This is a genomic window from Thermocatellispora tengchongensis (assembly GCF_014202315.1).
In the GTDB taxonomy this organism is placed as follows: Bacteria; Actinomycetota; Actinomycetes; order Streptosporangiales; family Streptosporangiaceae; genus Thermocatellispora; species Thermocatellispora tengchongensis.
On the sequence record NZ_JACHGN010000025.1, the window covers coordinates 30,523 to 56,633 of the forward strand.

Sequence of the window (26,111 nt, forward strand, 5' to 3'; positions counted from 1 at the left end):
ACCAGAACCGTATTCTGGTGTCTGAGCCGGCGAAGGAGGCAGTAGATGCGGCGGGACCTCTTCGAGGAGGAGCACGACCTGTTCCGTGAGACCGTGCGCGAGTTCATGGTCAGGGAGGTCGCTCCGCACCACGCGCAGTGGGAGAAGGACGGCATCGTGCCGCGCGAGGTGTGGAAGCGGGCCGGGGAGCTGGGCATGTTCGGGTTCTCGGTGCCCGAGGAGTACGGCGGCTCCGGGATCACCGACTTCCGCTACAACATGGTGATCTTGGAGGAGATGACCAGGATCGGCGCGACCGGGCCGGGGTTCTCGCTGCACAACGACGTGGTGGCGCCGTACCTGGTGGACCTGACCGACGAGGAGCAGAAGCGGCGGTGGCTGCCCGGGTTCGTCTCCGGGGAGCTGATCACGGCCATCGCGATGACCGAGCCGGGGGCGGGCAGCGACCTTCAGGGCGTCCGGACCACGGCCGTGCGCGAGGGCGACCACTACATCGTCAACGGGCAGAAGACCTTCATCACCAACGGCATCAACTCCGACCTGGTGGTGACGGTGGTGAAGACCGATCCGGACGCCGGGGCGCGCGGCATCACCCTGCTGGTGGTCGAGCGCGGCATGGAGGGCTTCAGCCGGGGCCGCAACCTGGAGAAGGTCGGCATGCACGCGCAGGACACCGCCGAGCTGTTCTTCGACAACGTACGCGTGCCGGTCGCCAACCGCCTGGGCGACGCCGACGGCCAGGGCTTCTACCAGCTCATGCGCAACCTGCCCCAGGAGCGCATGTCGATCGCGGTGGCCGCGGTCGCGGCTGCGGAGACGGTGCTGGAGACGACGATCGAGTACTGCAAGAACCGCAAGGCGTTCGGGCGCACGATCGGCAGCTTCCAGAACACCCGTTTCGTGCTCGCCGAACTGGCCACCGAGGTCGAGATCGCCCGCCACTACGTGGACAAGTGCGTGGTCGCCCTCAACGCGGGCGAGCTGACCCCGGTGGACGCCGCCAAGGCGAAGTGGTGGACCACCGAGCTGCAGACCAAGGTCATCGACCGCTGCCTGCAACTGCACGGCGGCTACGGCTACATGCTGGAGTACCCGGTGGCCAAGGCGTGGCTCGACAGCCGGGTGCAGACGATCTACGGCGGCACCACCGAGATCATGAAGGAGATCATCGGCCGCTCGTTCGGGTTCTGATCCGGCTCCCCCCGCGCCGTCCGCCCCCGGCGCGGGCCGCGATGACGCATACTGGCAAGCAGGACGACGGGAGGCGGTGGCGCGATGGACAGCGGGCTGATCCTGCTGGTGTTCCTGGCGTTCCTGTTCGCCTGGGGGCTCAACCGGGTGCGGCGCATGCTCCGCTTCGGGCCGCTCGCCTACGCCGGCGTGATGATCACTTTCATGATCGTGATGCTCGCCGTGTGGGGCCAGACGATGCGCTAAGCGGCCTTTGGTCCAGCGGCCATTCGCCCAGCGGCCATTCGTCCAGCGGCCCTCGGTCTAGCGGCCCTTGGTCGGGATCTCGAACCAGACCGCCTTGCCCTCCTTGGTGGGGCGGGAGCCCCAGCGGCGGGCGAGCTGGTCCACGAGGTAGAGGCCGCGCCCGCCCTCGTCGTTCTCGCCGGCGCTGCGGATGCGGGGCAGCCGGAGGTCCTGGTCGAAGACCTCGACCCAGACGGCCTCGCGGCCCCGGCGCAGGCGCAGGGTGAACTCCTTCTCCCCGGCGGCGACCTCCTCGTCCAGCGAGGGGAAGTCCCAGGAGTCCTCGAAGGACAGCGGCGGGCCCTCCATCGCCAGCTCCCGGCGGGGGACGCTCGCGGTGGCGGCGTGCAGCACGACGTTGGTGACGACCTCGGAGACCAGCAGGCAGGCCAGCTCGGCCCGCTCCTCGGGCACCCCCCAGCCCTTGAACGCCTCGGCGGCCATGCGGCGCGCCTCGCCGACCATGATCGGCTGGGCCGGGAAGGTGCGCTCCTCCACGTCGAGATCGACCGCGCTGGAGCGGATCACCAGCAGCGCCATGTCATCGTCGATCTCGCCGGGCACGGCCACCGTGGCGGTGTCGGCGATCTGCTCGACCGCGGACTCCTCCATCTTGGCCAGCTTCTCGCACAGCAGCCCGAGGTTGCCGCCCTCGTCGGGCACGTTGCCGTCGGCGTCGCGGGTGGGCCGCCGATCGACCAGGCCGTCGGTGTAGAGCAGCAGCGCCGCGCCGGGCGGGAGGGTGCGGGTCTCCTCCTTGTAGACCAGGTCGGCGTGCAGGCCCTTGGCGCGTACGCCGAGCGGCTGGCCGACCTCGGAGATGTCCAGCTCGGTGCAGGTGCCGTCGGCCAGCAGCAGCGGCGGGGCGTGGCCGGCGTTGGCGAAGGACAACTGTCGCGACCAGGCGTCGTAGACCATGTACTGGCAGGTCACGATCGGGGGCACGCTGACGTCGCCGCCGTCGTCGGGGGTGGCCACGATGCGGGTCCACTCGTCGAGGCGGGCGAGGATGTCGGCCGGCGGCTTGTCGTCCTGGGCGAAGGCGCGCAGCGCGGCGCGGAGCTGGCCCATGACCGCCGCCGCCTTGGCCCCCCGGCCCTCGACGTCGCCGATCACGATGCCGACACGGCCCGCCGACAGCGGGATCACGTCGTACCAGTCGCCGCCGACCTGGGTCTGGATGCCCTGGCCGTGAGAGGCGAGCGGCGCGGCCGGGTAGTAGCGCACCGCGATCTCCAGCCCGTCGAGCTGGGGCAGCGCGCGCGGCAGCAGGTGCTTTTGAAAGGACTCGGCGGTGTGCCGCTCCTCCTCGAACAGCAGCGCGTTGTCCACGGCGAGCGCGACCCTGGTCGCGATGGCGCCGACGAAGTCGCGGTCGAAGGCGTCGTAGTGGGGGCTGCGCCGGTCGGTGAGGTTGGACAGCCCGAGGTACATCAGGCCCAGGATCTCGCCGCGGGCGCACAGCGGCGCCACGATCGCCGAGGTCATACCCACCTCGCCGCACAGCCTGGCGCTGGCCGAGTTGGGGCTGGGGTAGCTGACCTGGGAGAAGTCCTCGACCAGGATGGTCTCCTGGCGCCGCAGCGCGGCGTCGGCGTAGTGGCCCGGCGGGTAGTGGATCTCGGCGCCGACGGGCTGCCAGGTGTCGGGCGGCGGGGTCCAGCCCTGCACGTGGGTGGAGACCCGCCGCACCAGCCGGTCGTTCTCCATCAGCTCGATGAAGCAGTGGTCGGCGAACTGCGGCACCAGCATCTCGGCGACGCGCTTGAGGGTCTCCTCGACGTACAGGGAGCCGGCCAGCCGTTCGCCGATGCGTTCGAGCAGGCCGAAGCGGTCCTTCTCGCGCTCGTTGCTGCGCATGGCCTCGCGCGCGGTGATCACGATGCCGCTCACCGAGCCCGAGGGGTGGCGCAGCGGGACGGCCTGCGCGCGTACGTAGACCATGGTGCCGTCGCCGCGGCGGACGTCGAACGTGCCCTCCCAGACGCCGCCCTTCAGCACGTGCTTGGCCAGCTCCACGGAGAGCGGGTGGTCGCGCTCCATGATGCCCAGCGACAGCACGGGCTGGTCGCGGGGGCCGTGCCGGCCCGGCCGTCCGAACAGGGTCTCGGCGAACGGGTTCCAGTACAGGACGTTGCTGAACCGGTCGGTGACGACCACGGCCATCTCGGCGTGGTCGAGCACGGAGCCGGCCGAGAGGTGATCGTTGGTGTCCTGGGAAAGATCCCCCCAGCGCTTCATCCGGCGTCCACCTCTTGACGGTGGCGTTGCGCGATGCGAACCACGGGCGCTCCTGCTGTCATGGCCGGGGAGTGGAGGGGGGACTCCCGATCGGGAAACAACGCAGTCGCGCGAGGGTCAGCGCTTGGAGACGAAGACGTGCGCGGCGACTTCGCGCGGCAGCTCCGCGAGAGAGTTGTCCGTCTGCTCGTCACCTGTCACCCGCACACCGTCGTCGCTCGCCGCGAGCGTCACCTCGCGTCCGGGTTGTATCCCAACTTGCTTGAGTTTAAGCATCACAGCAGGATCGCTTTGCACTTGTTCGCTAATTCGCCGCACGACGACGGGAAGATCCCGCGGCCCGGCGACGTCGGACATCGCGATCATGGGGTCTTCGTCGGGCTTGGCGGCCTCACCGACGCCCAGCTCCTCAAGGCCCGGGATGGGGTTGCCGTGGGGGCAGAAGGTGGGGTGGCCGAGCAGGGTAACCAGCCGGGTCTCGACGGAGTCGGACATCACGTGCTCCCAGCGGCACGCCTCGATGTGCACCTCCTCCCAGGGCAGCCCGATCACCTGGGTCAGCAGGCACTCGGCGAGGCGGTGCTTGCGCATGACGCGGATGGCGAGGGTGCGGCCGAGCTCGGTCATGGCGAGGTGGCGGTCACCCTCGACACGGACGAGGCCGTCGCGCTCCATACGCGCGACGGTCTGGCTGACAGTGGGCCCGCTCTGCTGCAGCCGCTCGGCGATTCTCGCGCGAAGAGGGACGATCCCCTCTTCTTCCAACTCGAAGATCGTCCGGAGATACATCTCCGTGGTGTCGATCAGGCCGTGTGCGGTCAAGGCTCCTCCCGTCCTGTCTCGATGCTACGCCCATCGACCGGGGACTGAGACCACTCGCCGGGGGCAGGAAACCATCGTCCGCAGAACCCTATTGGGAGTGCGCCCCGGTTGGGGGGAGAACCCCGTTGGGAGTGACGACCGGCGATGGCTGAATTGGACAACAAGGGAGCTGCCGCATTCCTTCCCACCTCGCGGACCCTGCCCGAGTTGCGGCGTGCGGCGGCGGGCTGCCAGGGGTGCGGGCTCTACCGCGATGCCGGCCAGACCGTGTTCGGCGAGGGTGCGGTGGACGCGCGTTACCTGTTCGTCGGCGAGCAGCCGGGTGACCAGGAGGACCGGCAGGGGGCGCCGTTCGTGGGACCGGCCGGCCGGGTGCTGGACCGCGCGATGGAGGAGGCCGGCATCGACCGCGACGAGGTGTACGTGACGAACGCGGTGAAGCACTTCAAGTTCACCTACAAGGGCAAGCGGCGCATCCACCAGAAGCCGAGCGCGGCCGAGATCGACGCCTGCCTGCCCTGGCTGACCGCCGAGATGGCGCTGCTGCACCCCGACGTGACGGTGGTGCTGGGGGCGACGGCCGCCCGCGCGCTGCTCGGGCCGTCGTTCCGGGTGACGCACCACCGCGGGCAGCCGCTCCCGCACGGCGAGACCGTGGTGGTGGCCACGATCCACCCCTCGGCGGTGCTGCGCGCGCCCGACCGCGACGCGGCGTACGAGGGGTTCCTGGCCGACGTACGGGCGGCGGCGCGGGTCGTCACGGATGGTGCCGGGGCCGGTAGGCCCTGAACGCGGGCACCGCGAACCCCGCGACCAGCACGAACGCCGCGCAGGCCAGCCCGCCCCCGACCCACGCCGGCACCACGCCCACCACGGCGGCCGTGGCCCCCGCGCGCAGGTCGCCCAGCCGCGGCCCGCCCGCCACGACGACGTAGAAGACGCCCTGGAGCCGGCCGCGCATCTCGTCCGGCGCGTACGTCTGCAGGATGGTCTGCCGCCACACGGCCGAAACCAGGTCGGCCGCGCCGCCGAGCGCGAGCAGCGCCACCATCAGCCACAGCGACCCCGCGAGGCCCGCCGCGGCCACTGAGAGGCCCCACAGGGCGATGACGACGGTCAGGGCGACCCCTTGCCTGCGGACCCGCCCCACCCAGCCGGAGAAGAGCCCTCCGACCGCCGAGCCGAGCGCGATGGACGCGGTCAGCCAGCCGAACGCCACCGGCGACCCGCCGAACCGCTCGGCCACGATCTCGGGGAACAGGGCGCGCGGCAGCGCGAAGGCCATCGCGATGATGTCCACCACGAACGACATCAGCACGACGGGGTGCCCGGCGATGAACCGCAGGCCCTCCACCACGGCCCGCAGGCCCGGCCGCGGCGCGTCCGGTACGCCCGTCGCGCCCGTCGCGCCCGTCGTGTCCGTGGCGTCCTTCGCGCCCGTGGCGTCCTGCGCGTCCGTCGCGTCCTTCGCACCCGTCGCGTCCTTCGCATCCCGTACGGCGGGCGCCGCCTGGCCGAGCGGTGGCAGCGGGGGCAGGCGCAGCGCGGCGTAGAAGCCCGCCCCGAACAGCACGACGTCGATCAGGTACGCCCCCGTGTAGCCGCCGTGCGCGAGCACCACGCCGGCCACCAGCGGCCCGATCACCGCGCCCATGCTGCTGACCAGGAAGTTCAGCGTGTTGGCCGCGGGCACCTCCTCGACCGGCACCAGGCGCGGGATGATCGCGCCGCGCACCGGGCTGGTGATCGCGAAGCCGGTCGAGTGCACGGCCATCGTCGCCAGCATCAGCCACACGTTGTCCACGCGCAGGGCCGACTGGGCCAGCAGCGCGATCGAGGCGGCCCACGCGATCACGGACCCGGCCAGCAGCAGCCGCCGCCGGTCCACCGCGTCGGCCACCGCGCCGCCCCACAGCCCGAAGATCACCAGCGGCACCAGCGTGACCGGGCCGAGCATGCCGACCCAGAACGAGGAGGAGGTGATGGCGAAGATCTGCGCGGCGACCGCGGTCGAGGAGAGCTGGAAGCCGATGAACGAGACGCCCTGCCCCCACCACAGCCGCCGGAACGCCGCCGTGCGCAGGGGCCGCGGATCGACGGCCACCCGGCTCCACAGCCCCTGCGGCATCGCGCGTACCCCCTGTGCTCATCCGGACGAAGCCCCTCATAGCGAACCATGGGCCGCCGGACGGCGATCAACAGGGGGCCGCGGCACATGAGCCCGGCTCAGGGGGCGAGCCGCTCCACCTTCCAGCCCGCGCCGTCCCTGCGGTAGCGCAGGCGGTCGTGCATCCGGTCGAGCTGGCCCTGCCAGAACTCCACCTCCATGGGGATCACGCGGTACCCGCCCCAGAACTCGGGCACCGGCACGTCGTCAGGGTCGGGCCAGCGCGCGGCCAGCTCCTCGTAGCGCGCGTCCAGCGCCTCGCGCGAGGGCACCACCGCCGACTGGCGCGAGGCCCAGGCCCCGATGCGCGAGCCGTACGGGCGGGAGGAGAAGTACGCGGCCGTCTCCTCGCGCGACACGCGCACCACCCGGCCCTCCACCCGCACCTGGCGGCGGATCGGATGCCAGGGGAACAGCAGGCACGCGCGCGGGTTCTCGCTCAGGTCGCGGCCCTTGCGCGACTCGTAGTTGGTGTAGAAGACGAAGCCCTCGTCCGAGCAGCCCTTCAGCAGGACCGTCCGGGCCGACGGACGGCCGCCCGAGGAGCTGGTGGCGAGCACCATGGCGTTGGGTTCGGGCACTCCGGCCGCGACCGCCTCGTTGAACCATACGGTGAACTGGGTCACCGGGTCCTTGGCGAGATCGGCTTCGAGCAGGGGTTCGCCCTCGTACGTACGTCGTAGCCCCGCCATCGCGGGCGGGCGCGGTGTGGCGTCCACGGGACGGTATTCTTGCGCGCTTGTTGGACCACTGCGCGAGTGCCCCTACCAGGGACTTTCGCGTTTCGGCGGGTCCGGCGCAGACCCATCACCGAGCAGGGGGTTGAATAAGACCCGCCGGTATCTCGACATCAAGGCTTTGACTTCAAGAAAGGGAGGCGGCCGAGAATGTCCGACTTCAAACCCGGGCTCGAAGGCGTCGTAGCCTTCGAGACCGAGATCGCGGAACCGGACAAAGAAGGAGGCGCCCTGCGGTATCGGGGCGTTGACATCGAAGAGCTGGTCGGCCGCGTCTCCTTCGGGCACGTGTGGGGCCTGCTCGTGGACAACGAGTTCCAGCCGGGTCTGCCCCCGGCCGAGCCCTACCCGATCCCCGTCCACTCCGGTGACATCCGCGTCGATGTGCAGAGCGCGCTGGCGATGCTCGCGCCCGCGTACGGCTTCGGCCAGCTTCACGACATCACGCCCGAGCAGGCCCGCGAGGACCTCGCCAGGGCCAGCGTCACGGCGCTGAGCTTCGTCGCCCAGTCCGCCCGCGGCCTGGGCCTGCCCATGGTGCCGCAGCGCCGGGTGGACGAGGCCAAGACCATCGTCGAGCGGTTCATGATCCGCTGGCGCGGTGAGCCCGACCCCAAGCACGTCAAGGCCATCGACGCCTACTGGACCTCCGCCGCCGAGCACGGCATGAACGCCTCCACGTTCACCGCCCGGGTCATCGCCTCGACCGGCGCCGACGTCGCCGCCGCCCTCTCCGGGGCCGTGGGCGCGATGTCCGGCCCGCTGCACGGCGGCGCCCCGGCGCGCGTGCTGCACATGATCGAGGAGGTCGAGCGCATCGGCAGCGCCGAGACCTACGTCAAGCAGGCGCTCGACAACGGCGAGCGGCTGATGGGCTTCGGCCACCGCGTCTACCGCGCCGAGGACCCGCGGGCGCGCGTGCTGCGGCGCACGGCCAAGGAGCTGGGCGCGCCGCGGTACGAGGTCGCCGCCGCGCTGGAGAACGCGGCCCTGGCCGAGCTGCACGCCCGCAAGCCCGACCGGGTGCTCGCCACCAACGTGGAGTTCTGGGCGGCGATCATCCTGGACTTCGCCGAGGTCCCGGCCCACATGTTCACCTCGATGTTCACCTGCGCCCGTACGGCCGGGTGGGCGGCGCACATCCTGGAGCAGAAGCGCACGGGCAGGCTGGTCCGCCCAAGCGCGAGGTACATCGGCCCGCCCCAGCGCTCGATCGACGACGTCCCGGGCGCGGCGGAGGTCATCGGCAAGTTCTAGAGAACTTTCTCACGCGTGCCGCGTGACCCTTCGCGGTGATTCGCCCGGAGATGTCACGCGGCACGCCACGCGCGGGCGTCTCACCATCCGGACCTGCGGCGGAACCACGAGATGGGCTCAGTACTCTTGGTCGAGTGGCTGACATCGTGATTCCCGCAGACATCAAACCCGCCGACGGCCGATTCGGCTGCGGACCGTCCAAGGTCCGCCCCGAGCAGCTCGCCGCCCTCGCCTCCGCGGGGGGCGCCGTGATGGGCACCTCCCACCGGCAGAAGCCGGTCAAGGAGCTCGTACGCAGGGTGCGCGAGGGCCTCGGGAGCCTGTTCGGCCTGCCCGAGGGCTACCAGGTCGTGCTCGGCAACGGCGGCACCACCGCCTTCTGGGACATCGCCTCCTTCGGGCTCATCCGCGAGAAGTCCCAGCACCTCAGCTTCGGCGAGTTCTCCTCCAAGTTCGCCACCGTGGCCAAGAAGGCCCCGTGGCTGGCCGAGCCCACCGTGATCTCCTCCGAGGTCGGCACCCACCCGCAGGCCCGGCCGGAGGAGGGCGTGGACGTCTACGCCCTGACCCACAACGAGACCTCCACCGGCGTCGCCATGCCGATCACCCGCGTCGTGGACGACGAGTCGCTGCTGCTCGTCGACGCCACCTCCGGCGCCGGCGGCCTGCCGGTCGAGGCCCGCGAGTTCGACGTCTACTACTTCGCGCCGCAGAAGAGCTTCGCCTCCGACGGCGGCCTGTGGGTCGCGCTGTTCTCGCCCAAGGCGCTGGCCCGCGTCGAGGAGATCGCCGCGAGCGGCCGGTACATCCCCGAGTTCTTCAGCCTGCCCACGGCGATCGACAACTCGGCCAAGGACCAGACCTACAACACCCCGGCCGTCGCCACGCTGTTCCTGCTGGCCGACCAGATCGAGTGGATGAACTCCAACGGCGGCCTGGCCTGGACCACCGCGCGCAGCGCCGACTCCGCCCAGCGCCTGTACACCTGGGCCGAGAAGTCGTCCTTCGCCACCCCGTTCGTGGCCGACCCGGCGCAGCGCTCCAACGTCGTCGGCACCATCGACTTCGCCGACAGCGTGGACGCCGCCGCCGTGGCCAAGATCCTGCGCGCCAACGGCATCGTCGACACCGAGCCGTACCGGAAGCTGGGCCGCAACCAGCTCCGCATCGCGATGTTCCCGGCGATCGACCCGGCCGACGTCGAGGCCCTCACCGCCTGCGTCGACTACATCGTCGAGCGCCTGTAGCCGCCGTCCCGACCCCTCGCGCGGCCGATCCCGCGCGAGGGCGCCCGTACGCACCCCCTCGCGCCCGTACGCACCCCGAGGCAAGGGTGGCACCGCACATGCGCCGAGCCCGCACCGCCGCGCCCCTGACGGCCCTGACGCTGGCCCTGCTCCTCCCCCAGGCCGCGCACGCCACGCCGCCCACCGGCGTGAGCAGCGTCATCGTGGCCAAGACGACGCACGCCGGGCGCGACTACGTCGTCCGCGAGATCACCATCGGCCCTGGCGGCGGCACCGGCTGGCACTTCCACCGCGGCACCCTGTACGCCCGGGTGCGCGTGGGCACGCTCACCCACACCGCCGCCGACTGCGTCACCATCCGCACCTACCACGCCGGCGACAGCCTGGTGGAGCCCAGCGGCCCGCAGCACGTGCACATGGGCGAGAACCGCGGCCCCGGCCCGCTGGTCCTGGACGTCCTCTACGTCAACCCCGCCGGCAGCGCCCTTTCCGAGGACGCCCCGGCCCCGCCGTGCGCCGCGTGAGCACCCCGCGCCCGCCCGCCCAGGCGGTCGCCGTGCCCCCTCCCGAACGAGCCGCCCGCCGGAGACGACGTCCACGGTCGCGGCGATGGGGAGGTGGCCGTCAGGCGAGGTGTCCGAGCATCAGGGCGGCGACCACCGGGCCCAGGTACAGCAGGGGGAAGACGACGGTCGCGTACGAGCGCGCCCGGAGCACGGTGACGACGGCTCCGGCGAAGTACAGCACCAGGCCGATCCCGGCCAGGACGCCGATGACCGGCACGAACAGCCCGGCAAGCAGGCCCGCGGCCCTGCGGCCTTGGCCGCGCCGAGCCAGGTCCACCACGAGCGGGGGACGCCGTAGTCCGTCAGCGGCTTCACGACCCACTCGGCTCGCCGCAGGAGGGAGAAGGCGGAGAAACCCACCCAGAGGGCGGCCAGGACGGTGACGATGGTGGCGGTGGTGGACACGGGGACCCTCCCTAACAGGTGCTTTCTAGTGACACCGATCCTGCGGGCCCCGGTTGATAACTCCGCGATGCGTTCACGATGCGCGGCATCCCGCCCCACCTCCGGCGCCCGGCCACCTCCGATCGCCCCGCCGGGGCCCGGTGGCCCGCGGCGCGTGCCGCATGGGCCAGACCCCCGCCCCCGGCAAGATCTTCCGCCCGTATGCCATAGGGTCGCTGGAGGTCGTTTGCCGATCCTTGAACATGTGGGGTGAGTTTCGCGTTGCGCACAGGTGGAGGGCCCGGGGGCGCCCAGGCTCGCAGCCTCGGCTATCTGATGTTCGCCAGCCGCTGGCTGCAGGCGCCGCTCTACCTGGGGCTGATCGTGGCCCAGGGCATCTACGTCTGGCAGTTCATGGTCGAGCTGTGGCACCTCATCCACGACGTCATCGGCGGCACCCTGCCCGCCGACTTCAAGCCCGACGCGGCCGTGATGCTGGCCGTCCTCGGCCTGATCGACGTCGTGATGATCTCCAACCTGCTCATCATGGTGATCGTCGGCGGTTACGAGACCTTCGTCTCCCGGATCAACCTGGACGGCCACCCCGACGAGCCGGAATGGCTCTCCCACGTCAACGCCAACGTCCTGAAGGTCAAACTGGCCACCGCCATCATCGGCATCTCCTCGGTCCACCTGCTGCAGTCCTTCATCAAGGCCGCCTCCTCGGACCAGAAGACCCTTCTGTGGCAGACCCTCATCCACCTGGCCTTCGTCGCCTCCGCGATCGGCCTGGCCGTCATCGACCGCCTCCTCACGGCCTCCCCCGCCGAACGCACCAGCCCCCGCCCCTACCCCCACGAACCGGTCAAGACCCCCGACTGAAGCCGGCCCCGGTGCCGGTACGGACCTGGATGAGGGCGTGGGTGCCGGCGGTGCGCCAGGTGGGGGTCTGGGCGTCCAGGGTGGTGGCGGTCTGGGGGGTGAGGCCGGTCACCACGTCCGACTTGACGGTGCGCAGGGCGGCCACCGGGCCGGGGAAGTAGCCGGTGACCTCGGCGAAGGGGGTGGTCGGGGGCCAGTGGCGGTCGCCGGCCAGGCGGCGGTAGTTCAGGTCGCCCTTCATGACGGTGACCTTCGCCGCCGCGAACTCCCGGCGCAGGTCGTCGGGCATGTCCCGGTAGGGCAGGGGGGCACAGGCGAACGGGTGGGTCCACAGGCGCAGGCGGCCGTCGCGCAGCGCCTGGGTGAGCCTGGCGCCGACCCTCGCGGCCTCGCCGGAGCCCGCGGTCAGGCGGGCCAGGCAGGCAAGTACGTCCGTGGCCGTGGCGTCGGAGACGTAGTACGGGTGCGGCTTGACCATGAGGCCGACCTCGCCGGCGCGGCCGGAGGCGAGCAGGTGGTCGATGAGGGCCAGGTCGGCCAGGAGCTCGCGGGCGGCGTTGTCGGCCACCACGTGCACCAGGCCGCCGTCCAGCAGCGGCCACAGCGCCGCCGAGTCGTCGGCGGCCAGGGCGCCCGTGGGGCCGGACGCGGTGGCGGTGATCGTGAAGCCGAGGTCGGCCAGGTTGCCCCACAGGGCGGTGGTGAGCAGGGCGTGCTCGCGCTCGGCCTCGGTGAGGGACTCGCGGGCGTCCAGGGCCGCCAGATCGGCGGCGAAGGCGTCGCCGGCCAGCTCGGCCCGCTTGAACGGCGCGAAGGGGTCCACGCCCTGCCAGGCGCCGGTGAAGTAGCCGGTGGCCTCCAGCAGGCGGCGGTAGAAGTAGGACTCCGACCACAGGAACGGCAGGCTCGGCCAGGGACGGCCGAAGTGCTCCTTGCCCCAGACCTGCCACAGGGCGAGGTCGGGCGCGTCGGGCGGCAGCGTGGCGACCAGGTCGTGCCGCGACTCGCGCAGCAGCTCGGCCAGGGCGCGGCGTTCGGCGGGACCGTACGGCAGGGCCTGCTCGATGCGGCGGATCAGGGCCGGGTGGCGCTCGTGGAAGACCCCCCACGGGAACGAGCCCGGTTCGGCACAGGTGATCGGCGGCGCGGAGATATCGCTCATCGCCGCCTATTATTCGCGGCGGGCCGGGCTAGTAGTCCAGCGAGTACGGGCTCGGCCGCCGCGTGACCTCCGGCCGCTTGCGGCGCAGCACCCACGCGGCCACGACGCCGCCGATGAGGCCGAACAGGTGGCCCTGCCAACTGATGCCCGGCTGGTTGGGCAGCAGGCCCTCAAGCAGCGAGTAGTACGTGATCGCCACGCCCACGCCGACCGCGATGTCCAGGACCCTGCGGTCGAACAGGCCCCGGGCCACGACGAAGCCGAAGTAGCCGAAGACGAGCCCGCTCGCGCCGACGGTGATGTAGCCCGCGGCGGTGAACAGCCACACGCCCACGCCGCTGACCAGGATGATGATCAGGCTGGCGGCGGCGAAGCGGCCCAGGCCGCGGAAGGCGGCCAGGAAACCCAGGATGAGCAGGGGCAGCGAGTTGGCCATCAGGTGGCCGAACCCGGCGTGCAGGAACGGCGCGAACAGGATGCCCGACAGGTGGTCGGGGTTGTGGGCGATGATGCCGTAATAGTCGAGCGCGCCGCCCAGGCCGTAGTCGATGAACTCCAGCAGCCACATGGCGGCCAGCATCACCACCATGATCACCGCCGCTCCGAGGGCACCCGTCAGCACGCCGAGGCCGCGGGTCTTCCACTGCTGGGAGCGTGACGGGTCGGGCGAGTGATAACCGGTGGGGTAGTCGCTCATCTACTCTCCTGCCGCTACAGAGGATGAGCGGGATCTGCCCTTGGCGAAGCCGCTCACACCTTTACCGTACGCAGGAAAACGCCCGAGCGCGCCCATCCGTTCCCCGGGAACGGACGGACGCGCCCGGAACGCCGTGCCGCTACTCGCCCTTCCACCGGGGGGCGCGCTTCTCGGCGAAGGCCGCCGCGCCCTCCATGGCGTCCTTGGAGCCGAACACCGGGTTGATGATCGGCGCCTGCTTCTTGAACATCTCCTCGACGCTCCAGTCGGCGGACTCGATGATGATCCGCTTGGTCGCGGCGAGGGCCATCGGGGCGTTGGCGGCGATCTTCCTGGCCAGCTCCACGGCCCCGGCCAGCGCCTCGCCCGCCGGGGTGATCCGGTTGACCAGGCCCAGCTCGTACAGGCGGGAGGCCGGGTAGTGGTCGCCGGTGAGCGCGATCTCCATGGCGATGTGGTACGGGATGCGCCGCGGCAGCCTCATGATGCCGCCCGCGCCCGCGACCAGCCCGCGCTTTGGCTCGGGCAGGCCGAAGGTGGCCGCCTCGGACGCCACGATCAGGTCGCAGGACAGCGCCATCTCGAAGCCTCCGGCGAGGGCGTACCCCTCGACGGCCGCGACCATCGGCTTCTTCGGCGGCGCCTCCGCGAGGCCGCCGAAGCCCCTGCCCTCCACGACCGGGAAGTCGCCGGAGAGGAACCCCTTCAGGTCCATCCCGGCGCAGAAGGTGCCCCCCGCGCCGGTGAGCACGTACGCCGAGACGTCCTTGCGCTCCTCCAGCTCGTCGATCGCGGCGACGATCCCGCGCGCGACGGCGCCGTTCACCGCGTTCTTCGCCTTGGGCCGGTTGATCGTGATGACCGCGACCCCGTCGTCCACCTCGACGAGTACCTCGTCAGACACTACTGGCCTCCCTGCGCGGATCGGGCTACTTGGGCTGGAAGCGGATGCCGCCGTCGAAGCGGACGACCTCCGCGTTGATGTAGTCGTTCTCGATCAGCGAGCGCACCAGGTGGGCGAACTCGTCGGCGCGGCCCATCCGCTTCGGGAACACGACCGGGGCCACCAGCTTGGCCTTGAACTCCTCGGCGTTGGGCGCGAAGCCGTAGATCGGGGTGTCGATGATGCCGGGGCAGATCGTGTTCACCCGTACGCCGATCGCCGCCAGGTCGCGGGCCGCGGGCACGGTCATGCCCACGATGCCACCCTTGGACGCGGAGTAGGCGACCTGCCCGGTCTGCCCCTCCAGCGCCGCGACGGACGCGGTGTTGATCACGACGCCGCGCTGACCGTCCTCGTCCACCGGCTCGGTCTTGGCCACGGCCGCCGCCCCGATGCGCATCAGGTTGAACGTGCCGATCAGGTTGACGTCGATGACCTTCCGGTACGCCGCGAGGTCGTGCGGGGCTCCGTCACGGCCGACGGTGCGCGCCGCCCAGCCGATGCCCGCGCTGTTGACGATCACGCGCAGCGGCTTGCCCGCCGCCGCCGCGGTGTCCACCGCCGCCTGGACCTGCTGCTCGTCGGACACGTCGCACTTGACGAACACGCCACCGATCTCGTCGGCGACGGCCTTGCCGCGCTCCTCGTTGAGGTCGGCGACCGTGACGAGCACGCCCTTCGCCGCCAGCTCGCGCGCCGTGGCCTCGCCGAGGCCGCTGGCGCCGCCCGAGATGATTGCTCCTGCTCCGTTCAGCTCCATGATGCGGACCTTAACGCGCCTACCGAATGAAGTTCTACTCGGGGTGGGGTAAAACTCCCGTCCGCTCCGCGCACGGCCCCGAGAACCGTCCGCAGACAGCGCGGGGACGGGCAGGGGCAGGGGCAGGGGCGGGGCGGGGACGGGCTGCGGACGGTGCCGGGGACCGGCCAGAGACCGGCCCGCGGGTGGGGCCGAGGACGGGCCGCAGACAGGCCGCAGATGAGCCAGGGACGGGCCGCCGACGACACCGGAGACCCGCCGGAGACCGGCCCTCGCGGGCAGGGCCGGGGACAGGCCGCAGAGGGGGCGGGGACGGGCCGCGGACCGCGCCGAGGACCGGCCGGAGACCGGCCCGCGGGCGGGGGCCGGGGACAGGCCGCAGACGGGCCCCGTGGGCAGGGCTGGCGACAGGCCGCAGACGAGCCAGGGACGGGCCGCCGACGGCACCGAAGACCGGCCAGAGACCCGCCCCCGCAGGCGCGGCCGAGGATAGGTCGCAGACAGGCCGCAGACGGGTCGGGGACGGTGTCGGGGACCGGCCGGAGACCGGCCTCCGCAGGCGGGCCGGGGAGGGGCCGGAGGCAGCCCGGGGAGAGCCCGGGGAGAGCCCAGGGACAGCCTAGGGATACCCCGGGGGGCAGCCCGGGAAGCGGCTCAGACGTCGGTGGCCACGGCGGTGTTGACGTCGGGGTAGACCTTGATCCGCCGGTCGAGCCCGGTCGTGCGCAGGATGCGCGCCACCGGCGCCTGTGGGGCCGCCAGGCTCACTCCGCCGCCCTCGCCCGTGGCCAGCCGCCACGCCTCGATCAGCACGGACAGCCCGCTGGAGTCCATGAACGACAGCGCGGTCAGGTCGAGCACCAGCCGGGCGCCGTCCTGTTTGATCGCGTCGCGCACTTCGTCACGCAGGAACGGGGCCGTGAAGAGGTCGAGCTCGCCCTCGACCGCCACCACCACGGCATCGCCGACGGCGTGCCGTGCCAGCCGTAACTTCATCTGCCCATCCTCCCCGGCGACACCTCACGGCGACGAGGCCGACCCCAACTTTACTTCTCGATACCACCGGACGGCCCGCCGGCGACCTCGGCCTGACCGGGAGGACGCCCCGCCGTGACCTCGGCGGATACGCCGACGACCAGGACGGCGAGGTGCCACTGCTCAACCCGCTCTACTATGCCACCCCCGCCGCCGGGAGGGCCGCATACGCGGACATCGCCCAGGCATCCCTCAGGAACGGGCACCGGGGATCGCGAAGCCGTACGGGAGCTCCAGGCGGTGCTCGGAGAGCAGGGCCTCGTCGGCCAGGATCTCGCGGGTCGGGCCGTCGGCGGCGATCACGCCGTCCGAGAGGATCAGGGCGCGTTCGCACAGCTCCAGGGCGTACGGCAGGTCGTGGGTGACCATGAGCACGGTCACGTCGAGCGAGCGCAGGATCTCGGCCAGCTCGCGGCGGGAGGCGGGGTCGAGGTTGGAGGACGGCTCGTCCAGGACCAGGATCTCCGGCTCCATGGCCAGCACCGTGGCCACCGCCACCCGGCGCCGCTGCCCGAAGGACAGGTGGTGCGGCGGCCGGTCGAGCGCGTCGAGCATGCCGACCCGCTCCAGCGCGTCGTGCACCCGGCGCTCCAGCTCCGCGCCGCGTACGCCGAGGTTGGCCGGGCCGAAGGCGACGTCCTCGCGGACGGTGGGCATGAACAACTGGTCGTCCGGGTCCTGGAAGACCAGGCCCACGCGGCGCCTGATCTCCTTGAGCGTGTCGCCGCGCACGGGCAGCCCGGCGACCGTCACGGTGCCGTGCCCGGCGGTCAGGATGCCGTTGAGGTGCATGACCAGGGTCGTCTTGCCGGCGCCGTTGGGGCCGAGCAGCGCGACCCGCTCGCCGCGCTCGATCCGCAGGTCCACGCCGTAGAGCGCCTGCGTGCCGTCGGGGTAGGCGTACGCGAGCCGGGCGACCTCCAGCGACGGCGGCGCCCCCGCCCCGGCCCCCGGGGCCGAATACGACGCCCCGGCCCCCGGGGCTGTAGGCGGGGCCCCGGGTTCCGCTGCCGGAGGCGGCGCCCCGGGTTCCGCTGCCGGAGGCGGCGCTCCAGGTTCCACTGGCGACGGCGGCGCCTCGGGCTCACCCGCCGCGACCGAAAGCGGCGATGCGTCCGGCTCTGTACGGCTCACGGCGCCCCCATCTCACATCACGTACCACAGCCCCAGGACAAGCAGCGCCAAGCCCGGCAGAAGCCCGGCGACACCCCATTGTCCCCTCGATGCCGACAAATCCTGAATTATCGGCATCGACCCGGCATACCCCCGGCTCAGCATCGCCAGATGCACCCGCTCCCCCCGCTCGTACGAGCGGATGAACAGCGCCCCCGCCGAGCGCGCCACGACCGGGATGTGCCGGACGTCGCGCGCGACGAACCCGCGCGACTCCCGGGCCACCCGCATGCGCCGCATCTCGTCCAGGACCACGTCCATGTAGCGCAGCATGAACATCGCGATCTGCACCAGCAGCGGGGGCACCCGCAGCCGCTGCGCGCCCAGCAGCAGCATGCGCGGCTCGGTCGTGGCGGCGAGCAGGACGCTGGCGACCACGCCGAGCGTCGCCTTGGCCAGGATGTTCCAGCCCGCCCACAGGCCCTCGACGCTCAGCGACAGCCCGGCGACCTCCACCCGCTCGCCCAGGCCGACGATCGGCAGCGCCACCGCGAACACCACGAACGGCACCTCGATCACCATGCGGCGCAGCACGAACCCGGGGGGTACCCGGGCCACGGCCGCGACCACGGCCAGCAGCGCCGCGTACACGGCGAAGGCCGCGACGTACTCGCGCGGCGTGGCCACCACGACCACCGCGAAGGCCGCCGCCGCCAGCAGCTTGCACTGGGGCGGCAGCCGGTGGACGGGCGAGTCGCCCGGCCGGTGGATGCGGTGGTGGTGGCCCGCGCCCATCAGGCGTCCACCCGCTCCTCACCGCGCGCGCCCTCGGCCAGGCGCCGGCCGCGGCGGCGTACGGCGAAGAACAGGCCGCCGCCGACCGCGAGCGTCACCCCGACCCCGATCAGCCCGGCCACGCCGACCGGGATGCCGCCGGACTCGCCGTAGTCGGCCAGCGGCTGCTCGCCCAGCGCGTGGTCGGTGGCCACGGCGCCGAAGCCCTTGTCCTCCGCGACGCGTTCGAGGCCGTCGGGCGAGGAGGAGGCGTAGAAGCTGGCGATCCCGGCCAGCAGCGCGGTGACGACGATGCCCGCGAGCAGGAACCCGCCGGGCCGCGCCGCGCCCGTGCGGGCCGGGGCCGCCGCCGCGGGCGCGACCTCGGAGGTGGTGCCGTCGGCGGCGCGCAGCAGCAGCGGGCCGGCCAGCCCGCGCGCGCCGTACACCAGGTCGGGACGCACGGCCAGCACCGCGCTCACGGTCGCGCCGGTGATCAGCGCCTCGCCGATGCCGATCAGCACGTGTACGCCGCCCATCGCCGCGGCCACCGCGCCCACCTCGATCGGGGCGTTGCCGCCGAGCCAGAACAGCAGCGTGAACACCAGCGCCGAGGCGGGCACCGACAGCAGCGCGGCCACCGCCGAGGAGGCCACCACCGCGCCGCGCCCGCCGCCCAGAATCCGGGTCAGCGCCCGGAAGACCGCCCACCCGACGACCACCGTGACGATGCCCATCAGCGTGATGTTCACCCCGAGCGCGGTCAGCCCGCCGTCGGCGAAGAAGAATCCCTGCACGAGCAGCACCACGGCCAGGCACAACACGGCTGTGTACGGCCCGACGAGCACCGCCGCGAGGGCGCCGCCGAGCAGGTGGCCGCTGGTGCCGAGGGCCACGGGGAAGTTCAGCATCTGCACGGCGAAGATGAACGCCGAGACCAGCCCGGCCATGGGGGCCGTGCGGTCGTCCAGCTCGCGCCGGGCCCCGCGCAGGCACACGGCGACACCGGCCGCGGCCACGGCACCTGCGGAGACGGATACGGCGACGTTGAAGAAGCCATCGGGAACGTGCACAACAGCCTCCGAAGTGGGATATCTCCCCCAACCTTAGGCCACGCGCATGTAGTTGCAACATAGTGGCATTAACCACTCAAGCGTCGTAACAACCGGCGGGCGAGGCCGCGTACGCGGTGGACCCCGCGCACCGGCGTCACGCGCACGACGGCGCTGAGCCGCCCCTTGCCCGCCGTCGGGTACGGACGGACGGACCACCTGCGGGTGCCGCGCCACCAGGCCCGCGGCGGCGGCAGGTCGTCGGCCACGCCCGCGGCCTCCACCCGGAACCGCAGCGGCGGGCCGCCGAGATCCAGCTCCAGGTAGGCGTCCCAGATGCCGGGCCCAAACCGGCCGAAGGGCTGCACGGCCCGGAACGCCCCGCCGGCCCGCGCCGCCACCGGAGCGGCCCGTTCGTCGCCGCCGCGCCGCTCCCGCCACACCATCGCGCGCACCGACTCGGGGGCCGGCGGCCCGTCGCCGTCCAGCGAGATCCGCCCGTCGAGGACCAGCCGACGGCCCCACCGCCAGCGCACCGCGTCGAGCCGGGCCGCGCAGCGCACCGCGACGACGTGACCGCCGACGTCCAGGCTCAGGTTGCCGTGGGAGCGGGTGTAGAAGGGCAGCACGGCCGGTCCGCCGCACAGCCGGGGCACCGGCGCGGTCGCCTCGTGGTCGCGCTCGGCGCCGAGCCTGGCCTGCCGGGTCACGCCCTCGCAGGCGACCGCGACGTACGCGTGCCACACCCCGGACGGCAGCTCGCCTGGGTCGAAGGCCACGGTGAACCGCGTGCCGCCCGATTCGGCCGGGTAGACGCGGGCGGGGACGGGATCGCCCTTCTGCCGCAGCACCAGCGAGACCGCGCACGCGGCCGGGTCGAGCCAGGCCCCGTCGTCGGAGCCGGCGCCGGCGAGCGAGGCCGTGCCGCGCACGACGAGGCGGCCCTCGGCGTCCCACCACAGGCCGGTGAGCGCGCATCGTACGGACGCGGCCTCGACCCGGGCCAGGCGGACCAGCCGGTCGATGTCGTGCAGCGCGTCGAGCCGCTGCCGGTTGACCTCGTCCAGCCGCTCGCGCACGCCCTCGGTCAGCCACCGCGCGCACAGCTCGCCGACCTCGGCCGCGATCTGCTCGCGCCGGGCCGGATCGGCGGCCAGGAACGGCGCGCCGAGCTGGGCCAGGGCGTCGAGCTTGAAATGACGGCGCAGCAGGTGGTCGCGGAGCGGCCCCGGCGGCACGTGCCGGGTCATCAGCTCCATGGGCCGCCGGATCATGCGCAGCCAGGCGACCGGGTCGCGGCTGCCGGGATCCTGCATGACGCTGCTGCCGTCGGGGCGGTCGATCAGGTGGTAGCAGTCGTAGTCGGCCACCACCGAGATCACCTCGGCGTGGCAGTAGGCGTGGGCGGTGAACACGATGTCCTCGCCCACCCGCAGCTCCTCGTCGAACCGGATGCGGTGGTGCTCCAGCATCTCGCGCCGGAACAGCTTGAAGCAGCACAGGCTGTTGTAGACGGCGCTGTCGCGCAACGGCACCCGGTCGGCGTTGGCGTGGAACATCGTCGTCGGGGCCCGGCGGCCGTGCCCGACGATCTTGCCGAGCACGATGTCGGAGCCGTTGCGGTCGGCCATCGCGAGCATCCGCGGCAGCGCCTCGGGCCCCAGGTAGTCATCGGCGTCGCAGAAGAAGACGTACCGGCCGCGGGCGCGGTCGAGCGCGATGTTGCGCGCCCGCCCCGCCCCCACCGGGCGGTCCATGGTGACGACCCGGACCACCCCGGGGTGGTGCTCGGCGTACAGGCGGAGCAGGCTCGCGCTGCCGTCGGTGGACGCGTCGTCCACCACCAGGACCTCCTTGGCCACCCGCTGCACCAGCAGCGAGGTCAGGCAGCGGTCGAGCCACGGCCCGCAGTCGCGCGCGGGCACGATCACGCTGACGTCGATGTCGCGCAGCACCCGCGCCCGGACCGGCACGGGGCGCGGGTGGGGGACGCCATGCCGCTCGGCCGTGCGGACGGAGACGGGATGATGACCGTGTGTGTCCATCACACTTCAGTATGTGACGGCACGATGGGCCGCGCGGCCGATCCCCGGGCATAGCCGGAACGCCAGGTGAACGAGGCCCCGCTTCGGCCGCGTCCCCTCCTACCGTCCGAGGCATGACCCGAAGACGGGCGCCCGCCCCGGCCGCCTGCTCGCCCTGGCGGTGGTCGGCGTTCTCACCCGGAGGTGAGGCTCAAGCCACTCCGGCCAGGCGGGCGGCCAGGTCGGCCTCGGCTCCCTCCAGGTCTCGCCCCCGGTAGCCGACGTGGCCGTCGGGCCGGACGACGTAGACGGTCCCGGCCTCGGCGTCGTAGCGCCGGTGCAGCACGCCGTCCGGGTCGGCCAGGCCGCCCGCGCCGCCCTTGCCGATCACTCGGACGACTCGGGCGGCGAGTCGCGAACCGTACCGGTTCTCCAGTTCCTTGGCCGAGCGCAGGAGCGGCTCGGCGGGTGAGTCCGCGGCGAAGATCAGGGCCACGTGCCGGGGCCCGCGCAGCGCCTCGTGCAGCCGCTGCACGCCGTCCGCCCGTACGGGGCCGTCCCAGGCGCGGGCGCCCGGCCGGGGACCGCCGTCCCAGCGGCCCGACTCGCGGGACAGCGGGCTCTTCGGGTATCCGATCTTGAGCTGGGAGATCACGCCGAGCACCAGCTTCTGGAACCTCGGCCGGTTCAGCAGGGCGGGCATGAGGTGCGGGGCCACGTGCCCGCGCACGAGGTGTGCCAGGTGGGATTCGGATAGAACCACGCCGAACGCCCGGTCCGTGGTGCGCAGCAGCGCCGCGCCGACGGGATGACGCTCGGCGTCGTAGGTGTCGAGCAGGTCCTCGGTGGCGCCGGCCGCCACCAGCGCCAGCTTCCAGGCCAGGTTGTAGGCGTCCTGGATGCCGGTGTTCATGCCCTGGGCGCCGACGGGGCTGTGGATGTGCGCGGCGTCACCGGCCAGGAAGGCGTGCCCGGCCCGGTAGCGCGGCACGCCCCGGCGGTGGAGCCGATAGCGCGACACCCACGACGCTTCGACGATCTTCGCGGGGACGGGAAGGCGCTCGTCGAGCAGCCGCTGGAAGTCGGCGAGGCTCGGATCCCCCTCACCGGGCGGCACGTTCCCGAACACCCGGAAGCGTCGGGCTCCCGGCATCGACCAGGCCGCCAATATGCCGTTGCCGGGGAAGACGTAGAGCTGGCCGTCGGGCAGCTCCCACTCCAGCCGGGCGTCGGCCATGATGAACTCGTCGTGGTAGGTCACGCCGTCGAAGGGAATCCCGGCCCCTTCACGCACGGCACTGTGCGCCCCGTCGCACCCGATGATCCACCGGGCCCCGGCCTCCTCCACGCGGCCGCCGGCGTGGCGGAGGGTGGCCACAACCCCGTCCCCCACCTCGCGGTACGCCTCCAGCGCCACCCCGCGCTCGATCGTCACCTCCAGCCGCTCCAGATGCTCGGCGAGCAGCGCCTCGGTGTGGTCCTGCGACAGCATCAGCGGCTGCGGATAGGCCGTGTCCAGCTCGTCCGAATTCGACACATCGACGCCGAAGCGGAGCCGGACCGGCTCGCGTCCCGGGAAGACGCCCGTGAACCCGTCCACGACGCGCCCGCGCTCCAGCGCGTCGCCGGCGACGCCCATGTCGTCGAAGATCTCCAGCGTCCGCGGCTGGACGACGAGCGCCCGGGACGTCGTGGCGGGCGCGGGAGCGCGGTCGATCAGCCGCGGAGTGAGGCCGTGCCGCCGCAGCTCGGCGGCCATCGTGAGTCCGGTCGGCCCAGCACCGACCACCAGTACGTCGGTCATGACGCCAGCCTAATTCATCATTTGATGAATAAGAAGGGGCCGCCGGACAGGTAACGAGAAACCGGCCACCGCGGCCCGATGGGGACGCCGGGTGCACGAGGACGCGGCTTCACCCGAAGGCGCGCCGCAGCAGCTCCCGGCCCTCGGCGGCCAGCCAGCCCCGGAAGTCCAGCAACCCCGGGTGCAGCGCCCGCAGCGCCGGGATGTCGGCCTGCCAGCCGCCGAAGGACCGGGAGCGGCGCACGGCCGTCTCGTCCACGCCCGCGTCCCTGAGCGCCTCGTCGCCCAGCGGCTCGACCGGGACCTCGCGGCCCAGCGCCTCCGCCATGGCCGCCACCAGCTCGTCCCGGGGCAGCTCGTCGCCCGCGATCTCCAGGGCCTGGCCCGCGAACCGCTCCGGGTCGGCGAAGGCCAGCGCGGCGAACACGCCGATGTCGCGTACCGCGATGAGCTGCACCGTGGCGTGCGGCGGGATGGTCCGCACCAGCGGCGCCGCCCCCAGCGCGCCGTACGTCGGGTGGGCGTGGTTCTCCATGAACATGACGGGCCGCAGGATCGTCGCGGTCAGGCCCAGCTCCCGGATGCGCTGCTCGATGCGCCACTTGGTCTCCCAGTGCGGGATGCCGGTGCCGCGCTCGGCGCCGCCGACGGAGGCGTACACGAGATGCCGTACGCCCGCCGCGTGCGCCGCCTCGGCCACGTTGACGCCCATCCGCACCTCGTCCTCGCCGCGCTCCGGCCGACCGGCCGCCGGCTGCACGCTGAACACGCCGTAGGCCCCCGCCACCGCCGCGTCCAGGGACGCCCGATCCGCCATGTCGCCCGCCACGACCTCGGCCCCCGCCTCCGCCAGCTCCTCGACCGCGGCGCGCCCGGGGTCGCGCGCCAGCACGCGCACCCGCCACCCGTCCTCCAGCAGCCAGCGCGCCGTCGCCCCGCCCTGCTGCCCCGTAGCGCCCGTGACCAGGATCACCTGTTCCATGCCGACACCTTCCCGTGAAACCGGAGCACCGCTCCGCGCGTGCCTCGATAATAATCGGAGCACCGCTCCGGCTGTCAACGGAGACCGAGCACATGGGATGATGCGTTCGATGCCGGACACCACAGCGCCCATGCGCGCCGACGCGCGCCGCAACTACGACCTGCTGCTCGAAGCGGCGAGGGCCGCCTTCGCCGAGCACGGGGTGGACGCGTCCCTGCGCGACGTCGCCCGCCGGGCCGGAGTCGGCATCGGCACCCTCTACCGCCACTTCCCGACCCGCGAGGCACTGGTCGAGGCGCTGCTGTCACACCGGTTCGAGCACCTGCGCGACCGGGCGCACGCCCTGCTCACCGCCCCCGATCCCACGGACGCGCTCCTGGAGTGGCTCACCGCGCTGACCCTCGGCTCCGCGACGTACCGCGGCCTGCCGGAGTCCGTCATGTCCGCCCTGAGCGACGACACCTCCGACCTGCACGCCTCCTGCGTCGCCATGCGCGCCGCCGGCGAGGCCCTGCTCACCCGGGCGCAGCAGGCCGGCTCCGTACGCCCCGACGTGACGATCAACGAGGTGCTGGCGCTCTGCGCGGGCATCGCGTGGTCGGCGGAGCACTCCGCCGGCACCGCCCTCCCCACCCGCCTGCTGACCCTCGCGATGACCGGCATGACGACGCCGGGCACCGCCGAGGGCGCCTGAGCCGCCGGCCGTACGATCACGACCAGAGGTCGAACGCCCCCCGGAACGCCTCCACGACCACGAACGCCTCCGCCCCGGCCCGTGCCCGCAGCTCGGCGAACAACCTCGCGTTCGCGGCGTCGAGCCGCTCGTTGAACCCCTCCGAGGCCGGCACCTCGTAGGCGTCCAGCGTCTGCGCGGACAGCCGCGTCCCCTCCCACTCGGCCGACTCCAGCCAGACAGGAGGCCGGCGAAGGCCGGGGTCCACCTCCCAGCCGCGCTCCCCCAGCGCGCGAACCGCCGCGTCCAGCGCCCGCCGGGGTCGTGGGTGGTAGTGGCACGGCCACCTTCGGCGGCCCTGCCGGCGGTGTTTCCGGCCTAGCCTCGAAGGCGTGGACAGAGACAACGCGCTCGGCCGGTTCCTGCGCGCACGCCGTGAGCTGGTGCGGCCCGAGGATGCCGGGCTGCCGCCCGGAGGTTCGCGCCGGGTCGCGGGGCTGCGGCGGGAGGAGGTCGCCCGGCTGGCCGGGGTCAGCACGCACTACTACGTGCGGCTGGAGCAGGGGCGCGAGCGGCACCCGTCGGCCCAGGTGGTGCAGGCGCTGGCCCGGGCGCTGGCGCTGGAGGAGGACGCGACCGCGTACCTGCACGAGCTGGCGCGGCCGGCCTCCGGCGCGCGGCGTCCCCGTCCGCGCCGGGAACGGGTCAGCCCGAACCTGCTGCGCATGATGGCCGCCTGGCCGCAGACCCCCGCGGTGGTCCTGGGCCGCCGCCTGACCGTGCTCGCGCACAACGACCTCGGCAAGGCGCTGTTCGACGGGCACGCGTACAGCGGAGACCTGGTCAGGCTGGTGTTCCTCGACCCCGGCATCCGGGTCACCACCGTCTCCCCCGGCGTCGTGGAGTCGGAACTCGCCGACACCATCACCGAGCCCGGCGCGAAGGAGGCGATGCGGACCTACCGGGCGGAGTCCATCCCGGCCGACGCCATCGCCGCGGCCATCTCCTACGCCATCTCCCAGCCCGCCGACGTGGACGTCAACGAACTGATCATCCGCCCGGCCGCCCAACGGTGACCGGGACGACGGCCCGGCCGGGCCCCGGCACGGCCGGCGCTAGCGGCGCAGCAGCAGGCGCAGCAGGCGCAGCGCCCGCGATCGGCGGCCCGGGTCGGCCGAGAACATGTAGATCACGGCGGGGGTGGTCAGCAGCACAGCGCTCACCGCGACAAGGGCATGGGACAACACGGTCATGAGCTTCCCCTTCACGAGTTCCGCGCTCCCTCTCCACTGATCTCGTAGGGACGCGAGACC

At 72.6% G+C, this 26,111-nt stretch carries 26 protein-coding genes and 1 pseudogene; 9 read left to right on the plus strand and 18 right to left on the minus strand.

Going from position 1 to position 26,111, the window contains the following annotated elements:
• The first annotated feature begins 45 nt into the window (after positions 1-45).
• The gene (locus HNP84_RS41505; protein ID WP_185055572.1) at positions 46-1,191 is read left to right on the plus strand and encodes an acyl-CoA dehydrogenase family protein; all 1,146 of its coding nucleotides are present in this window, start codon (positions 46-48) and stop codon (positions 1,189-1,191) included.
• An 84-nt stretch (positions 1,192-1,275) separates the two neighbouring features.
• The gene (locus HNP84_RS41510) at positions 1,276-1,437 is read left to right on the plus strand and encodes a hypothetical protein (RefSeq protein ID WP_185055573.1); all 162 of its coding nucleotides are present in this window, start codon (positions 1,276-1,278) and stop codon (positions 1,435-1,437) included.
• A gap of 57 nt (positions 1,438-1,494) precedes the next feature.
• On the opposite strand, the gene HNP84_RS41515 is transcribed toward HNP84_RS41510, so the two are convergent.
• Together HNP84_RS41515 and HNP84_RS41520 are read right to left on the minus strand one after the other, a co-directional pair.
• Positions 1,495-3,717 (minus strand): ATP-binding SpoIIE family protein phosphatase, encoded by a 2,223-nt coding sequence (locus HNP84_RS41515; protein ID WP_185055574.1) that lies wholly within the window; start codon positions 3,715-3,717, stop codon positions 1,495-1,497.
• 117 nt (positions 3,718-3,834) lie between these two features.
• A complete protein-coding gene (locus HNP84_RS41520) occupies positions 3,835-4,539 on the minus strand; it encodes an iron-dependent transcriptional repressor DtxR (RefSeq protein WP_185055575.1) in 705 nt (234 codons plus the stop codon).
• A 144-nt stretch (positions 4,540-4,683) separates the two neighbouring features.
• Between HNP84_RS41520 and HNP84_RS41525 the strand changes: the two genes are divergently transcribed.
• Complete coding sequence (locus HNP84_RS41525; protein WP_185055576.1) at positions 4,684-5,328, plus strand: UdgX family uracil-DNA binding protein; 645 nt, start codon at positions 4,684-4,686, stop codon at positions 5,326-5,328.
• On the opposite strand, the gene HNP84_RS41530 is transcribed toward HNP84_RS41525, so the two are convergent.
• Together HNP84_RS41530 and pdxH are read right to left on the minus strand one after the other, a co-directional pair.
• Positions 5,297-6,667: an MFS transporter gene (locus HNP84_RS41530; RefSeq protein WP_185055577.1), complete on the minus strand. Its 1,371-nt coding sequence runs from the start codon at positions 6,665-6,667 to the stop codon at positions 5,297-5,299. The genes HNP84_RS41525 and HNP84_RS41530 overlap by 32 nt on opposite strands.
• A 98-nt stretch (positions 6,668-6,765) precedes the next feature.
• Positions 6,766-7,425, minus strand: a complete 660-nt coding sequence (pdxH, locus tag HNP84_RS41535) for a pyridoxamine 5'-phosphate oxidase (protein WP_312926883.1) — start codon at positions 7,423-7,425, stop codon at positions 6,766-6,768.
• A gap of 168 nt (positions 7,426-7,593) precedes the next feature.
• Between pdxH and HNP84_RS41540 the strand changes: the two genes are divergently transcribed.
• The 3 genes from HNP84_RS41540 to HNP84_RS41550 all read left to right on the plus strand — a co-directional run bounded on the left by HNP84_RS41540 (position 7,594) and on the right by HNP84_RS41550 (position 10,471).
• On the plus strand, positions 7,594-8,700 hold the full coding sequence (locus tag HNP84_RS41540) for a citrate synthase 2 (protein ID WP_185055578.1): 1,107 nt from the start codon (positions 7,594-7,596) through the stop codon (positions 8,698-8,700).
• A gap of 134 nt (positions 8,701-8,834) precedes the next feature.
• The gene (gene serC / locus HNP84_RS41545) at positions 8,835-9,947 is read left to right on the plus strand and encodes a phosphoserine transaminase (RefSeq protein ID WP_185055579.1); all 1,113 of its coding nucleotides are present in this window, start codon (positions 8,835-8,837) and stop codon (positions 9,945-9,947) included.
• A 98-nt stretch (positions 9,948-10,045) separates the two neighbouring features.
• Positions 10,046-10,471 (plus strand): cupin domain-containing protein, encoded by a 426-nt coding sequence (locus HNP84_RS41550; RefSeq protein WP_185055580.1) that lies wholly within the window; start codon positions 10,046-10,048, stop codon positions 10,469-10,471.
• Between the two features lie 100 nt (positions 10,472-10,571).
• Here HNP84_RS41550 and HNP84_RS56935 read toward each other — a convergent pair.
• A pseudogene (locus tag HNP84_RS56935) lies at positions 10,572-11,338 on the minus strand (DoxX family protein).
• Here HNP84_RS56935 and HNP84_RS41560 point away from each other — a divergent pair.
• Entirely contained in the window at positions 11,234-11,779 is a 546-nt protein-coding gene (locus HNP84_RS41560; protein WP_185055581.1) for a TIGR00645 family protein, read from the plus strand. The pseudogene HNP84_RS56935 and the gene HNP84_RS41560 overlap by 105 nt on opposite strands.
• Here the strand turns inward: HNP84_RS41560 and HNP84_RS41565 are convergent.
• The 11 genes from HNP84_RS41565 to HNP84_RS41615 form a co-directional block, all read right to left on the minus strand.
• The gene (locus HNP84_RS41565; protein ID WP_185055582.1) at positions 11,763-12,941 is read right to left on the minus strand and encodes a damage-control phosphatase ARMT1 family protein; all 1,179 of its coding nucleotides are present in this window, start codon (positions 12,939-12,941) and stop codon (positions 11,763-11,765) included. The genes HNP84_RS41560 and HNP84_RS41565 overlap by 17 nt on opposite strands.
• A gap of 28 nt (positions 12,942-12,969) precedes the next feature.
• Positions 12,970-13,638, minus strand: coding sequence for a rhomboid family intramembrane serine protease (locus HNP84_RS41570; protein WP_185055583.1), 669 nt, complete (start codon positions 13,636-13,638; stop codon positions 12,970-12,972).
• A gap of 139 nt (positions 13,639-13,777) precedes the next feature.
• Positions 13,778-14,542 carry a crotonase/enoyl-CoA hydratase family protein gene (locus HNP84_RS41575; RefSeq protein WP_185055584.1) on the minus strand — a complete coding sequence of 255 codons (765 nt, stop codon included), beginning with the start codon at positions 14,540-14,542 and terminating at the stop codon, positions 13,778-13,780.
• Positions 14,543-14,567: 25 nt separating this feature from the next.
• A complete protein-coding gene (locus tag HNP84_RS41580) occupies positions 14,568-15,341 on the minus strand; it encodes an SDR family NAD(P)-dependent oxidoreductase (protein ID WP_185055585.1) in 774 nt (257 codons plus the stop codon).
• A 654-nt stretch (positions 15,342-15,995) separates the two neighbouring features.
• Complete coding sequence (locus HNP84_RS41585; protein ID WP_185055586.1) at positions 15,996-16,337, minus strand: STAS domain-containing protein; 342 nt, start codon at positions 16,335-16,337, stop codon at positions 15,996-15,998.
• A gap of 231 nt (positions 16,338-16,568) precedes the next feature.
• Entirely contained in the window at positions 16,569-17,300 is a 732-nt protein-coding gene (locus HNP84_RS41590) for an energy-coupling factor ABC transporter ATP-binding protein (protein ID WP_221337426.1), read from the minus strand.
• Between the two features lie 222 nt (positions 17,301-17,522).
• The gene (gene cbiQ / locus HNP84_RS41595; RefSeq protein WP_185055588.1) at positions 17,523-18,284 is read right to left on the minus strand and encodes a cobalt ECF transporter T component CbiQ; all 762 of its coding nucleotides are present in this window, start codon (positions 18,282-18,284) and stop codon (positions 17,523-17,525) included.
• Complete coding sequence (locus HNP84_RS56490) at positions 18,284-19,336, minus strand: energy-coupling factor ABC transporter permease (RefSeq protein WP_185055589.1); 1,053 nt, start codon at positions 19,334-19,336, stop codon at positions 18,284-18,286. Before HNP84_RS56490 ends, cbiQ begins: the two co-directional genes overlap by 1 nt.
• A 68-nt stretch (positions 19,337-19,404) precedes the next feature.
• Entirely contained in the window at positions 19,405-21,360 is a 1,956-nt protein-coding gene (locus HNP84_RS41605; RefSeq protein WP_185055590.1) for a glycosyltransferase family 2 protein, read from the minus strand.
• 190 nt (positions 21,361-21,550) lie between these two features.
• The gene (locus tag HNP84_RS41610) at positions 21,551-23,143 is read right to left on the minus strand and encodes an FAD-dependent monooxygenase (RefSeq protein WP_185055591.1); all 1,593 of its coding nucleotides are present in this window, start codon (positions 23,141-23,143) and stop codon (positions 21,551-21,553) included.
• A gap of 109 nt (positions 23,144-23,252) precedes the next feature.
• Positions 23,253-24,125 (minus strand): NmrA/HSCARG family protein, encoded by an 873-nt coding sequence (locus HNP84_RS41615; protein WP_185055592.1) that lies wholly within the window; start codon positions 24,123-24,125, stop codon positions 23,253-23,255.
• A 109-nt stretch (positions 24,126-24,234) separates the two neighbouring features.
• Here HNP84_RS41615 and HNP84_RS41620 point away from each other — a divergent pair, with 109 nt between their 5' ends.
• Complete coding sequence (locus HNP84_RS41620) at positions 24,235-24,819, plus strand: TetR/AcrR family transcriptional regulator (protein ID WP_185055593.1); 585 nt, start codon at positions 24,235-24,237, stop codon at positions 24,817-24,819.
• Between the two features lie 16 nt (positions 24,820-24,835).
• On the opposite strand, the gene HNP84_RS41625 is transcribed toward HNP84_RS41620, so the two are convergent.
• On the minus strand, positions 24,836-25,066 hold the full coding sequence (locus HNP84_RS41625) for a hypothetical protein (RefSeq protein WP_185055594.1): 231 nt from the start codon (positions 25,064-25,066) through the stop codon (positions 24,836-24,838).
• A 124-nt stretch (positions 25,067-25,190) separates the two neighbouring features.
• Between HNP84_RS41625 and HNP84_RS56495 the strand changes: the two genes are divergently transcribed.
• Complete coding sequence (locus HNP84_RS56495; protein WP_185055595.1) at positions 25,191-25,874, plus strand: MmyB family transcriptional regulator; 684 nt, start codon at positions 25,191-25,193, stop codon at positions 25,872-25,874.
• Between the two features lie 39 nt (positions 25,875-25,913).
• Here HNP84_RS56495 and HNP84_RS41635 read toward each other — a convergent pair whose 3' ends face one another.
• Positions 25,914-26,051: a hypothetical protein gene (locus HNP84_RS41635; RefSeq protein ID WP_185055596.1), complete on the minus strand. Its 138-nt coding sequence runs from the start codon at positions 26,049-26,051 to the stop codon at positions 25,914-25,916.
• Positions 26,052-26,111: the final 60 nt, after the last annotated feature.